The organism is Spirochaetae bacterium HGW-Spirochaetae-1 (assembly GCA_002839375.1).
GTDB lineage: Bacteria > Spirochaetota > UBA4802 > UBA4802 > UBA5550 > PGXY01.
Map to the genome: position 1 here is coordinate 136,365 of PGXY01000010.1, position 12,796 is coordinate 149,160.

Here is a 12,796-nt window from a genome sequence, read left to right on the forward strand (position 1 = left end):
TACGAGGGTTCGGAACAGGAAAATATCCGATGCAATGATTTCATTTAGTCAATATTTCAAATAGTATTTTCCTCAAAAATTAATATGCACCCTTGTTTACGGTCATAAATTTCCGATTTTTTCCAGTATTGTCGCCTCATAGGGCGAAAGAGGGAAGGAAAGATCGGTCAGATGTTCACGGAGGAATCGATGCGTGGAGAAAATTACTTTCCATTGTCCGCGTTCATGGATGTGAACTTTTTTCGGCTTTGGAGAGAAATTCAAAGCCACAAAGATTTTCTGCCCGCTGCTTTCGCGTATATAGCCAATAATGGAGTCTCTACCCTTTACCAATGGTTCCCAGGTGCCGCTATGCATCGCCGATTTTTCTTTGCGCAGATGAATGAGGGAGCGGTAAAAATTCAGCATGGAATACGGGTCGTGCAGATTGTTTTCCACGTTCACTTCACGGTAGTCCTCGCATACGGGGAGCCATGAGCGGTTTTTACTGAAACCGGCGTTTTTATCACCGCTCCACTGCATGGGGGTTCTGGCCGGATCGCGTCCTTTGAAAAAGGGCCAGTACTTCTTTCCCAGGGGATCGTGAAGGTCCTGGCGGGTAAGCCTGCTGTTTTTCATGCCGATCTCTTCTCCATAATAGATGAAGGGAGTTCCCCTGAGAGTCATGAGCAAAACTGCGGCCACGCGGGCCCTTTTCATGGCATCGATTCCGCCGCCGAAGCGGCTCATACTGCGGGGCTGATCATGATTGGAAAGAACATGACAGGGCCATCCTTCCATGGGAATGGCATGCATCCAGTTGTTGATTGCATTGAAGACCTGGCGTGAATTCCAGAACCGGTAGATTAGGGAAAAATCAAAGGCAAGGTGCAGTTCGTCCATACCGCTGCCGAGATATAGGGCCGAAAGCTCCGGGTCTCCGGGAGGCATGGTGAATATTTCCCCAACGGCCATCCTGTCGTCATATCCGTCGAGAAGGATTCTCAGTTCTCTGAGTATGTCATGAGTCTCAGACCTGTTTCGGTCATAGCGGTGCTTCTGCAATTGGTGGGGGCGGAAGGAAGGGGGATTATTCCTGAAATGCTTGTCCTTGATGAACCAGTTCACCACATCGAGTCTGAAACCGTCAACGCCCCTGCCGAGCCAGAATCGTATTTCGGAAAACATCGCTTCGCGCAGTTTTATGCTCCGCCAGTTTACATCGGGCTGTTCCTTCAAAAATGAATGAAGGTAGTACTGACCGGTCATCTCGTCCCACTCCCAGGCCGAACCGCCGAAGGCCGACATCCAGTTATTGGTCGGCATGCCTTTTTTACCGTCGCGCCAGATATACCAGTCCCGCTTGGGACTCCGGCGCGAGGAGCGGGAGGCAAGGAACCACGGATGGAGGTGTGAGGTATGGTTCATAACCAGGTCCAGGATAATTTTTATCCCGCGTTGGTGTGCCTCTTTCAGAAGATGGTCAAAATCTTTCATGGAGCCGAAAATGGGATCTATTGAACGATAGTCGCTGATATCATACCCGAAATCATACATGGGAGAACAGTTGATGGGAGAAAGCCACACGGCGTCAATGCCCAGATCATGAAGATAGTCAAGTTTCATGATTATTCCTGGAATATCTCCCACACCGTCATCATTGGAATCGTAAAAGCTTCGGGGATATATCTGGTATATGACTCCATGTTTCCACCAGATTCGATTTTCTTTCATCATACGGAACCGGCCTGTGTCATTCATGCTGAAAGGTCAAGGTCAATAAGGAGTTTTTCTATGATAGAGTCCGCATTATAATCACGGGCCCGTTTAAGTGCGGCTTTATTAAAACCCTGGTTGCGCTTTTTATTGTTCAGCAGGCCGTTTATCTGTGCGGCCATTTCTATGCGATTGTTGACAACGAAACCGTTGATATTGTTCTGAATTATATCTTTCGGTCCCTTGGTCCGGTACGCCGCCACGGGGCAGCCGCAGCTCATCGCCTCCAGCACCACGCATCCGAAGGTGTCGAATTTTGATGGCAGAATGAGCATGTCCGCTGCCGAATAGTACTCCGGGAGCCTGTCGTGATCAACCCATCCGAGGAAGATGCCTTCGGGCAGGGCTTCTTTGAGTTTTTTCTCGGCAGGGCCTGTTCCGGCTACGGCAAGTTTCGCCTTCGGGTGGACGGCCCTGATTTTATCAAAGATATAAGGAAGTTCCATGACTCCCTTTTCTTCGCTCACGCGTCCCGCGAAGAGAAGTACCGGATCATTTTCCGCCACACCGAAGAGTTCGGTTTTTTTACCCTTTTTCGGTGTGAATATATCCTCGGCCCAATGCGCCGTGAGAAATACGCGGGATTCGTCAAAACCCATGGAGCTGCCCGTGAGCCACTTCCGCTGGTCCGTGTTGAGAACGAAAAGACCGTCGAAGCCCCGGTAAAAGGCCCGGATAAGACGTCTTAGCCTGTCAGTATTCTGCTGGTCAAAGTTTAGGACCTGGCGCGCGAACATCATCCAGTCCGTGTGTACATAGAAGTGGGCCGGTACGGTGTAGGCGTTTTTAAGGAACAGGGCCACCAGTCCCATGGGGCCTTCCGTGGAACACATGATGCGGTCGTATTCTCCAAGTTTGAAAATCTGGTGGATGTCCAGCATGTTGGGGAAGCGGAAGGGCTGATTTTCATAAAAGGGAAGTTTGAATTCCGAAACGGGCGGTACCACTATGAGATGATCACCGGGCTCCAGTGTACTGCTGCAGACCAGGAGGTCAATGGGAAGGTCGCGTTTCCGGATTTCATCCAGCATGGATTTAAGCACCATGGCCACGCCGTTATTATCCTCGAAGGTGTCAGTGAGCCATAACATGCGGTGCGGATGCTTGAAGGCGTTCAGTGAATCCGAAAATTGACTAAGAAGGGGGCGTGAATTGTAGAGGACCCGGGCACTGGTAAAATAGGACCCCAGGATTACGCCCGAGGCCAGGGAGGGGAAGCTGAGGCTGTCAAGGAAGCTGTTGAAATCAACGCTGCTCATGTGTTTTCCGTTACCCTCGCAACTGCTTTTTTGATCCAGGATTTTTCGTATGGAAATGGGAAGTTCGAAGTGATCAATCAGCTCATTGAGGTTTTTCTGTACCAGGTTTTCTGTTTCATTCAGTTCCCCCAGTTTTGTAGTAAGACGGCTGAAGAGAATATCGTTGAGGCTGGTATAAATTTTCCGTATGGATGCGTCAAAGGCCATGGCAGTGCGATCCTGATTGTCGCGGCGCATTTCGGCCATTTTTGTTGCCTCATTAAAAATATCTTTGTAGACCCGGGGAACCATGAGGCGCTTGGCAAATCCCGGGACCCGTCCGCTGAAACAGTCATGGAATATCCTGAGAAAATTTATTGTAACCTTGTGCCTTTTGAGTTCCATGAAGGCGTTGGAAACAGCGAAGGCCAGCATTTTATCCGAAGCGTCCCCTTTGTGGAGAAGCATGCGAAGCAGGCCCGGGTCCTCCATGTTGAGGCCGATCTGGCAAAAATAGTCGAGAAACGTGACTGCCATTTTCTCGAAATCATTGTGGGAACCATAGGGGGCCATATCTCCGTTTTTAATGGCTTCCAGGGCGAGTTTTGATCTGCTTAAAATTTTCAGTTTCTCACTCAGATCCGGTATGTACAGCCTGGTTCCAGTCTGTCCGGCAAATATGCCCATGTGGCTGTCCGATCCCCCTGAAAGGCTTTTTTTGTAGGGGTCGCGGCAGTATCGATCCGGAGCTAGGCGGTGTTTTTTTGCCAGGTCATCGATTTTTGAAGTGGTGAGCGTATCAACCCATGTCTTCACCAGCATATCCTGCCATGTGTCACGCTGACCGTTTATTGCCTCGAAGCGCTCAAATATCAGCGCCATTTTTTCGAAGAATTCCATGGGCGGGAGCCCCTTTGCCTTGTAATGGTAGAGGGGATGGGCCCAGATGGTGGGAATGTCGTGTTCAAATGTATATTCCTGGAATTTGTATATGTCGCGGCGCAGTTTTTCCAGTTCTATTTCCTGTTTCGGCGTGAACCCGTAGGTAAGGATATGAATACCCACCTTGAAGTCCGGAACTGTACAGCTGAATTCTGCCCCTGTAACCACGTCGTGTCCCTTGTCCCGCAGTTCATAGCAGGAACGGGCATTGTTATGGTTCGTGACCGTAAAGGTGTCGCAGCCATGGTTCTGCAACGTGGTCAGCAACTGTTCCGTGGAGAGCCAGGTTTCGGGCACTCTCAGTATCCGTCCCAGTATTTCATCGGGGACATTGCTGTTGTGGTCGTGACAGTGCAGGTCAATGGTGAGGGTGTTTTCCACGGGAAAACGGTTTCGCTGTTCAGTGAGATAGCTGTCCAGTGCCGTAAGGAGAGTTTTGTTAAAAGTCTGGTTGAATTCCATTGGGTCTCCGCATTTGTTAAAAAAGTATAAAGATTTATTAAAAGTCTTTATTTACCTGATAAATAATTCTTTTATGTCATGATATTCTCAGGGAAATATGAAGATTTCGTGAATTTTATCCAGGGATCTTTGTAAAAAGATGCGGGAAAATATCTTTTGTATTGCATTTTTCCATTGCATTTTTTTTATTGCTATACAAGAGATAAGATATTTTTGAAAAATATGCAGGGGTATGGGGCTCATGAAGGTAACGGCTGATATGACAGTGGCAAATGTTCTGAAGCAATCGAAGAAGGCTGCCGAGGTGTTCAGGAAATATAATCTTTACTGTATCGGCTGTAAAGGGGCTGCCGAGGATACCATCATGAAGGTGGCCGTCAATAACGGAATTGATGTGAAGGTTTTTGTCGAAGAACTGAATAAGGCCATGCGACCGGGATCATGAAGTCGGTTCGTATTATTGCCGGCAGCTACCGGGGAAGAGTTATTCCCTTCGACGTGAGGAAGTTCAATGACGCTGATATCACCCCCCAGAAGGTAAAGGAGGCCCTTTTTTCCATTCTGGGCGATATAAACGGGAAATATTTCCTCGACCTTTTTGGCGGTTCAGGACAGGTCGGTTTTGAGGCCGTGAGCAGGGGTGCCAAAGGGGTGGTCATAAATGAATCGGACCGCCGGCGATATGAGTTTATCCGGCATTATGCCACGCAGTTCCCTGAAGCTGAAAGGCCCCAGGTCCTGAATTACCCGGCGTTCCGGGCTCTCAGGTTTCTCCACAACCGTGAACGGTATTTCGATTTTATCTATATCGATCCGCCCTATGAAAAAATCAGCGGCAAGGTTCCGGTCTATGTTGAAATTCTCGATGAAGTGGGGCGCTACCGCGATATTTGTGAAAAGGCCGTTGTCGTACTCCAGCATTTCAGCGCCAATGAGCTTGACCGGAATATACGGGGCTTTTCTTTCATAAAAAGAAGGGATTACGGCAGCACAGCCCTTTCTTTTTACAAATTTGTAACACAGGATACGGACAATACTATTGATAATATTTAGCCGTATAATACCTTTGTAGTAAATGGGACATGCTCATAGTTGTTTATGTAAAGTCCCTGTTGATTTTTCTAATAAATTGCTGTAAAAGAGGTGCCAAATGAAATCCGACGGTGATGGGAAAATCGGTGAAACCGATGCCGCAGGTGAAGCTGAGAAAGAGAAAACCACTCCTTCCAACTTTATCAAGGATATTATCCGCGAAGATATCAGGAACAATAAAAACAATGGGCAGGTCGTTACGCGCTTCCCGCCGGAACCGAACGGGTATCTTCATATTGGTCATGCCAAATCCATATGCCTGAACTTCGGTCTTGCCCGGGAGTTCAAGGGACGCTGCCACCTTCGATTTGACGATACCAATCCCGTGAAGGAAGAGGATGAGTATGTGGAATCCATCAAGGCCGATGTTCGCTGGCTGGGATTCGACTGGGGAGAGCATCTCTATTTTGCATCGGATTACTTCGGGCAGCTCTATGAATGGGCTGTACAGATGATAAAGGCCGGGAAGGCCTATGTTTGTGATCTTACGGGCGATCAAATCAGGGAGCACCGCGGGACCCTCACCTCTTCGGGCAAAGAGAGCCCCTACCGGAACAGGTCCGTGGAGGAAAACCTCGATCTTTTCGAGAAAATGAAAAACGGAGAGTTCCCCGACGGGTCAAAGACCCTGCGGGCTAAAATAGACATGACATCGGGTAATATCAATATGCGCGATCCCGTAATGTATCGCATATTGAAGGCCGAACATCACCGCACAGGGAATACGTGGTGCATATATCCCATGTACGACTATACCCACGGGCAATCCGATTCCATTGAAAATATTACCCATTCCATTTGCACCCTGGAGTTCGAGATTCACCGTCCTCTTTATGATTGGTTTTGCCGTGAGTTGGGTATACATCATCCCCAGCAGATAGAATTCGCTCGTCTCAATCTCACCTACACGGTCATGAGCAAGAGGAAACTCCTGCAACTCGTTAAGGAAAAACATGTAAAGGGATGGGACGATCCGCGCATGCCTACCATCGCCGGGCTCCGCAGGCGTGGATATACTCCCGAAGCCATCCAGGATTTCGCCGAGAGGATCGGTGTGGCAAAGGCGGACAGCACCGTTGATATTGCTTTTCTTGAATTCTGTCTGAGGGAAGATCTGAATAAAAAAGCGATACGGGCCATGGCCGTACTCCGTCCTTTGAAAGTGGTGCTCACAAATTATCCTGAAGGGAAAGTGGAGGAACTGGAGGCGGAAAACAATCCCGAAGACCCGTCAATGGGAACGAGAAAAATTCCTTTTAGCAGGGAAATCTATATTGAAGAGGATGATTTCCGTGAGGATCCTCCGAAGAAATTTTTCAGGCTGGCCCCGGGAGCGGAGGTCCGGCTTAAACACGCATATCTCATCAGGTGCGAGGAAGTGATAAAAGACGGCCAGGGCCGCATCACGGAACTCCGCTGTACTTATGATCCTGCCACGAAAAGCGGTGAGGGGGCCGTGGAACGAAAGGTGAAGGGGACGCTGCACTGGGTATCGGCTCCCCATGCCGTGAATGCCCAGGTGCGGCTCTATGAGCACCTTTTCATCAAAGAGAATCCCGATGAAGCGGAAGAGGGGAAGACATTCCTGGATAATATCAATCCCGATTCTCTTGTCGTGCTGGACAACTGCATGCTGGAGCCGGGACTGGGCAGTGCCAAAACCGGAGACAGGTTCCAGTTTTTAAGGCACGGATATTTCTGTGTTGATCCCGATTCAACCGGTGAACGGCTTGTTTTCAACAGGACCGTGGCGCTGCGTGATACCTGGGCCAAGATAGAGAAGTCCATGAAGGAAACCCCGCAGGCGTAGCAAAGCTGCCTGTCAGCTGAAGGGCAGGGTGATGGTAAAGGTGGTTCCTTCGCCGGGCTGTGAACTGGCGCTGATGGATCCGTGATGGTTTTGCGTTATAATGAAATAGGACACCGAGAGTCCCAGGCCGGTTCCGTCGCCCACGGGTTTTGTCGTGTAAAAGGGCTCAAAAATTCTGTAGCGCACAGTCTCCTCCATGCCCGGGCCGTTATCTGATAAATGGATGACGGCCCTGTTCGCCTGCTCCATGGTCCTGATGGTAATACGGGGTTCGAATTCTTCATCTCTTTTTTCATTGAGAGCATGGGCCGCGTTTTTTAGTATATTAAAAATAACCTGTTCGATCTCATTTCTTATACAAAGAACCCTGGACAGGGCCATGTCGTATTCCCTTTTTATAATAATGTGTTTGAAATCATAGTTTTTCTTCATATCATAATCGCTGGAAACCAGTTCGATGGAATCATTGATGAGCTTGTTTATATCCGTGGATGTCTTTTCCGTGCCGGCCGTTCTGCTGAACTGAAGCATATTGCTTACGATTTTTGCGGCGCGGGAACCGGCATTCTGTATGCTCTCAAGGTATTTGTAAATTTCACGTTTCTCCAGATAACCGTGCATCTGCGGGAGGTCAAGGTGGAGCGATTCAGCTGTCTTAAGGTTTTGGGCGTTGTTTATATCAAAGCGTCGCTTGACGCTTTCAGCAGCCAGCATTATTATTCCCAGTGGGTTGTTGATCTCATGGGCCATGCCCGCGGCAAGTCCGGCCACTGTCATCATTTTTTCCGTCTGGAGCATTATTTCCTCGGTGCGTTTACGTTCCGTGATGTCCGTTCCCATGCTGAATAAAAAATCGAACGATCCGTCCCTCCTGAAAAGTGAGCAGGAATACCATTCCACGGTGAGAATGCGGCCGCTCCGAGAAATGATGTCGAATTGTCTTGTCGATTCCGACGGACAGGAAGATAGCCCGCACTGAACCTCCTGCGCAGCATCCCTGTCCTCTTCAGTAACAAAGAGGGAGATGAAATCACCGCCCATTACCTCATCAAGGTTGTATCCCAGGGCCCTAAGCGCCGCATCGTTCATCATCAGTATACGGCCGTTCCCGTCCAGGGCCACATAAAATAGCGGCGAGGCTTGAATGAATATTTTATTGAAATCGCTTTGCTGCATCGCTTCCTGTTGAGCCTTGGTCCGTTCAGCCAGTTCCCGGGCCAGTTCCTGCGACCTGATATTCACCAGTTTTTTAAGGCTCCTGTTCCATTGGAGGATTAAGATTATTATGAATATAAAAATGCCGGTAGATACCATCAGCATAATGAAGAAGTTATGGTCCGATTCAATGTCATAGTTCAGGCCCAACCATTTTTTTTTCAATTGCTGTTGTTCATTGGTAGTTATGTGGTTCATGGCTTTCTCGAGAATGTTGTGCAGTATGGGGATATCCTTCCGCGAAGCTATTGACAGGCTGTAGCTGAATTCTGCGTCACCGGCAATACGGAAGTTTATAAGTCCTTCTCTTTCTATAATCCATGACGCTGCCGGCAGGCTGGTAACCATTGCGTCAACCTCACCGAAAGACAATTTTCGCAAACCCTCGGTTTCATTGTTGACGAGATTGATCGGCACCCCGGGGAAGCGGGATTTAATGTAACCCTCAAGAGCTGTTCCTCTGACGAGAGCTGTTTTGAAATTTCTGAGATCGGCGAGTGTGAGATTATTTTTTAAATTTTTCCTGACCAGGATGACATTCTGAACCGTTAAATAAGGTTTGGTAAAGGATAGATAGAGGGAACGATCCGGAGTCTGGCTGATTAACCCAATGACATCAACTTTACCGGTTTTAGCGCTGATGATTGTATTATCCCAACTGCTCATGGGGACGATTTTAAAGGAAAACTGAAGTTTTTTTTCAATTTTGTTTATTATATCGGCGGTATAACCGGTGTAGACGCCATTTTCATCGATAAACTCTATAGGCGCCCATACGGGATTCACGGCAAGAGTTGTCTTGTTATTATTGTTCATCAGCCATTGTTGTTCTTCGTCGGTGAGTTTTATTTCAGGGCTGTCCGCAGTCATATAATAATAAAAACCGGCTAAGATCAGAAAGGCCAGTATGAACATGCTGGCAATTAAGGGAACGGTGAGATAAAGATATTTGCCCGACAGAAGCTGCCGGATGGATACAATGCTCGCGGGCCCATCATTTCGGCGCGCAACATGCATGGATTTTTTTAGAAATTTAAGGAAAAGGATTATGGCCAGGATCATTGCTATGCCGGCAGACAAGAGTATGACCAGTGACCTGAGCCGGTTTCGTTCCATATGGGACGATGCCTGTTCAAGATGTATCCATTTCCTGTAGATTTCCTCGCGTTCATCGGGTGTAATTGAAGCGAGTCCTTTTTCCAGTATACGGTTCAGTATAGGCCAGTCGTTCCTGGAACCGATGGAAAAATCGTATGTGTGTCCCGTTTCCCCCGCCACGCGCAGATTTTTTATATTCAGCTTTTCTATATAATACGAGGCTACATCAAGCTGCACAAGAGCTGCCCTGGCTTTTCCTTCAGACACCATCTTCAGTGAAGTCTGCTCATCGGGTACCTGGATTATGTCAAGTTTTGGGAAATGTTCGCTTGCATAATTGATTACCTGGTAACCTTTTGTCGCGGTTACTTTTTTACCGGGAAGATCTTCCATGCTGTTGATGGACTGGTCATCCTGTCGTACGATTATCATGGTGGAAGAATGAAAGAAAGGCGTGGTAAAGTTGAAGTATTCCCGCCGCTCCGGTGTGTTAACAATGGTCATGATGACGTCGATTTCCCGGTTTTTGGCCATACTCAGCATGGATGCCCACTCATGTACCGTCACCTTTTTAAAATGGAACCCCAGCCGCTTTTCCAGTATAATTAGATAATCTTCGGCCATACCGGTGAAAGAGCCTGATTCATCGAGAAAATGGAGAGGAGGATAATTGGTTTCGGGGGCCAGGATTATTTTACCGTCATGTTCATGGAGCCACTGCTTTTCTTCCCCGGTAAGTTCTATTGTCGATGCCATGACCCGGGCCGGGGTTATGGCAATGCCAAGCAGTAGTACTATGGCGGGTAATGTTAAGGCCGTTTTCATTTTCATTTCCTGATTGGAGCCCCTATCTTTCGGCTGCTTTGAAGTATACAGTGAAAAGGGGGAACGGTCAAGTATTTAAATCGATAAGGACCAGTGGGTTAAGAGCCGGATTGTTTTAACGCCGCAGCCGCTTTTAAAGCGTCTACGGCGTCATTGAAACATTATTCTTTTATTTCCTTTTTATCCTTCTGTATAAATTGTTCGAAGATTATATCTGCTACAAAAACAGCAGCGGTTATAATGGTTATAATAAGCCATGCCCCGTATGAGAAATGAAGCTTGCCATAATAATCTCCAAATAAAATACACACTGCGGCAAAGGCCGCTGTAAACAGTGTTACGCCAAGAGGACTCATATGTTTTCTCCATGTTTTAATAGTTATAATTGCAGGGAAACATGAAGATGAGTCAGAGAAAAGTGGAGGAGCTCCATCGGGGATATTTATTCTGAAGAAATATTTGAATAGTTGCTGAAAATCCCTTTCTGCTTTTTATCGAAGGAGCGGGCATCGGGACAGTATCGGCTAAGGCATGCACGGTTATGATAAGCTTATGCAGATAAACAATTGACGCCGGCGCCGCTTCGCTGATGAAAACAATTTCGGAACTGTGGTCGTCTCTGTGCTGCCGGGAGTTCTCAACAGGGTAGGCCGATGCAAGACTGTACCCCAACAGGTACAGTGCTGTAAAGAAAGCAATAAGTGTTTTTATGTGTCGGCCTTTTAACATGTCCAGACGCCTCTGACCGCGACAAATATAATCATAATTTTGCCAATAGTAAAGTAAATAATTACTCTAAATTTTTTCATACAGCTTTTCGCAACTGCGGCAGAGAGGGTTCGTGACCCTGTTTTCGCGGAATTCTTTCCGCAGCGATTCCATCCTCTCACCGGTCCAGATTTCCCGGAGAGACTGTATTTTGAGGTCGCCGCAGACATACTTGTTGTTGAAATCAAAGCAGCAGGGGACGACCGTGCCGTCCCAGGTGATGGTCATCCGTTCGAAGGGGAATGTGCAGGTCACCGTTGGAGATTTTTCCGGTTTGTTATAACCGCTTTCCCCTTCCGTAAGCTCATTGATTTCTTTGCAGGAACCGTCCCAGGTTATGAAAGTCTTCGGCAGAAAGGAATCAATTCCCTCCATGGACTCCCAGTATTCCCTGCGTGCATCGATGCTTTTACTGTTCCGGTAAAAATCAATCATGGAAAGAATGACGGTGGTTTCGGACTTCATCTCTTTTTTAAGGTGAAGAAAGCGCATGAGCCGTTCATGGGATACGGTATAGGCCTTTTCCATGCCGCGGATTTTCATGAAGGATTCATCGTCATGGCCGTCCAGGGAAATGTACAGTGTATGCGGTTCGGCATGGATCAGTTTCTCTGAAACGGGGTCTGTGAGCATCCAGGGATTAATGGAGAGGCCCGTGTGTATACCCTGTGCATTGGCATGCCTGATAAAAAGATCAAAACTGGGGTGGAGCAGGCTCTCGCCGAAGTGGTGAAGCCAGAGAATCTGTGTTCCGGCGAACCGGGGATTCACGCTGATCAGTTCATCGATGGCCTTTCTGTACAGCTCAAAATCCATGAATCCCTGCGGGCGGGTCATAGATTTTGTCCTGGGGCACATGACGCAGCGCATTGGACACCGGTTGGTCAGTTCAATGTTGAAAATTCCGAAGGCGTGGTCTGTCATGGAGTTTTCTTCCCGGGGGCCCATGAAAAGATTCCTTTTCCTATGCCCTTTCCTTCCGCAGTTTTTTGATTTCTTCCTGCATGAAGGCGGCGAAATGGATGCCGTAGACGGGCACCAGGGTTTTCCAGTCATCTTTCGTTATTTTCTTCCTGCAGTTATGTGCGCCGCAGGAGCAGACAAATTCCTGGTCAAAATTGGCGATGAAGGTTCCGTAATCCACGGTGAGTTCCTCGCCCGGTGCTATGTCGCGGCGGGCGATAATATTGTCGCGGGAATCGTAGATCATGTTGGGGTCGCAACTGTGATTCATGTAATTGGCTATGTGCCGGGCGCAGGTCCAGTCGAAGGTGCCGATGATTTTGCCGAAATCCAGGTCATAACAGTACCGGAGAAAAAGCGATCTCTTCTCACCGGTAAGTGACTGCATCTCCGTAGTTGTGAGGGTTACCCATCCCTCCTTCTCATCCTCGACCCAGTCATCATAGCTGAAGAGGATAGTCCCCTTTTTAATGGCTTCGTCAGTGTAAAGCCCCGAGCCCGAGGCCGGAGTGGATTGCTTTGTTATCATACATCCCCCGAAACATGGCAGGGGTGCAGCGATGTCTATGGGAACGACGGGAAAATGCCGCGGCGCCTTTTCTGCCCCTGAAATGATGTGCAATAGATG

Annotated in this window: 10 protein-coding genes; 3 read left to right on the forward strand and 7 right to left on the reverse strand. The window is 48.1% G+C overall.

Annotation, left to right across the window (positions count from 1 at the left end):
- Nucleotides 1-102: 102 nt before the first annotated feature.
- Together CVV44_19470 and CVV44_19475 are read right to left on the reverse strand one after the other, a co-directional pair.
- Nucleotides 103-1,740, reverse strand: coding sequence for a glucohydrolase (locus tag CVV44_19470; GenBank protein ID PKL35712.1), 1,638 nt, complete (start codon nucleotides 1,738-1,740; stop codon nucleotides 103-105).
- Nucleotides 1,737-4,397 carry a glycosyl transferase family 1 gene (locus CVV44_19475; protein PKL35713.1) on the reverse strand — a complete coding sequence of 887 codons (2,661 nt, stop codon included), beginning with the start codon at nucleotides 4,395-4,397 and terminating at the stop codon, nucleotides 1,737-1,739. Before CVV44_19475 ends, CVV44_19470 begins: the two co-directional genes overlap by 4 nt.
- Before the next feature lie 232 nt (nucleotides 4,398-4,629).
- On the opposite strand from CVV44_19475, the gene CVV44_19480 reads away from it, so the two are divergent.
- From CVV44_19480 to CVV44_19490, 3 genes are all read left to right on the forward strand, one after another.
- On the forward strand, nucleotides 4,630-4,842 hold the full coding sequence (locus tag CVV44_19480) for a disulfide oxidoreductase (GenBank protein ID PKL35714.1): 213 nt from the start codon (nucleotides 4,630-4,632) through the stop codon (nucleotides 4,840-4,842).
- Complete coding sequence (rsmD, locus tag CVV44_19485; protein ID PKL35715.1) at nucleotides 4,839-5,450, forward strand: 16S rRNA (guanine(966)-N(2))-methyltransferase RsmD; 612 nt, start codon at nucleotides 4,839-4,841, stop codon at nucleotides 5,448-5,450. Before CVV44_19480 ends, rsmD begins: the two co-directional genes overlap by 4 nt.
- 97 nt (nucleotides 5,451-5,547) lie before the next feature.
- Nucleotides 5,548-7,299, forward strand: coding sequence for a glutamine--tRNA ligase (locus CVV44_19490; GenBank protein ID PKL35716.1), 1,752 nt, complete (start codon nucleotides 5,548-5,550; stop codon nucleotides 7,297-7,299).
- A gap of 12 nt (nucleotides 7,300-7,311) precedes the next feature.
- Here CVV44_19490 and CVV44_19495 read toward each other — a convergent pair whose 3' ends face one another.
- The 5 genes from CVV44_19495 to CVV44_19515 all read right to left on the reverse strand — a co-directional run bounded on the left by CVV44_19495 (nucleotide 7,312) and on the right by CVV44_19515 (nucleotide 12,697).
- Complete coding sequence (locus CVV44_19495; GenBank protein ID PKL35717.1) at nucleotides 7,312-10,443, reverse strand: hypothetical protein; 3,132 nt, start codon at nucleotides 10,441-10,443, stop codon at nucleotides 7,312-7,314.
- A gap of 155 nt (nucleotides 10,444-10,598) precedes the next feature.
- Nucleotides 10,599-10,793 carry a hypothetical protein gene (locus tag CVV44_19500; GenBank protein ID PKL35718.1) on the reverse strand — a complete coding sequence of 65 codons (195 nt, stop codon included), beginning with the start codon at nucleotides 10,791-10,793 and terminating at the stop codon, nucleotides 10,599-10,601.
- Between the two features lie 52 nt (nucleotides 10,794-10,845).
- Complete coding sequence (locus CVV44_19505) at nucleotides 10,846-11,166, reverse strand: hypothetical protein (protein PKL35719.1); 321 nt, start codon at nucleotides 11,164-11,166, stop codon at nucleotides 10,846-10,848.
- Between the two features lie 66 nt (nucleotides 11,167-11,232).
- Nucleotides 11,233-12,261, reverse strand: a complete 1,029-nt coding sequence (locus CVV44_19510) for a hypothetical protein (protein ID PKL35720.1) — start codon at nucleotides 12,259-12,261, stop codon at nucleotides 11,233-11,235.
- Complete coding sequence (locus CVV44_19515; GenBank protein PKL35957.1) at nucleotides 12,170-12,697, reverse strand: SET domain-containing protein-lysine N-methyltransferase; 528 nt, start codon at nucleotides 12,695-12,697, stop codon at nucleotides 12,170-12,172. The genes CVV44_19510 and CVV44_19515 overlap by 92 nt, the downstream gene beginning before the upstream one ends.
- Nucleotides 12,698-12,796 lie beyond the last annotated feature (99 nt).

What these genes read in the sequence shown, in the direction of transcription:
- CVV44_19475 (PKL35713.1), bottom strand. Translation starts at nt 4,397, where the DNA reads ATGGAATTCAACCAGACTTTTAACAAAACTCTCCTTACGGCACTGGAC.
- CVV44_19505 (PKL35719.1), bottom strand. Translation starts at nt 11,166, where the DNA reads ATGTTAAAAGGCCGACACATAAAAACACTTATTGCTTTCTTTACAGCA.
- CVV44_19495 (PKL35717.1), bottom strand. Translation starts at nt 10,443, where the DNA reads ATGAAAATGAAAACGGCCTTAACATTACCCGCCATAGTACTACTGCTT.
- CVV44_19510 (PKL35720.1), bottom strand. Translation starts at nt 12,261, where the DNA reads ATGACTGGAAAACCCTGGTGCCCGTCTACGGCATCCATTTCGCCGCCT.
- CVV44_19500 (PKL35718.1), bottom strand. Translation starts at nt 10,793, where the DNA reads ATGAGTCCTCTTGGCGTAACACTGTTTACAGCGGCCTTTGCCGCAGTG.
- CVV44_19515 (PKL35957.1), bottom strand. Translation starts at nt 12,697, where the DNA reads ATGATAACAAAGCAATCCACTCCGGCCTCGGGCTCGGGGCTTTACACT.
- rsmD (PKL35715.1), top strand. Translation starts at nt 4,839, where the DNA reads ATGAAGTCGGTTCGTATTATTGCCGGCAGCTACCGGGGAAGAGTTATT.
- CVV44_19480 (PKL35714.1), top strand. Translation starts at nt 4,630, where the DNA reads ATGGGGCTCATGAAGGTAACGGCTGATATGACAGTGGCAAATGTTCTG.
- CVV44_19490 (PKL35716.1), top strand. Translation starts at nt 5,548, where the DNA reads ATGAAATCCGACGGTGATGGGAAAATCGGTGAAACCGATGCCGCAGGT.
- CVV44_19470 (PKL35712.1), bottom strand. Translation starts at nt 1,740, where the DNA reads ATGAATGACACAGGCCGGTTCCGTATGATGAAAGAAAATCGAATCTGG.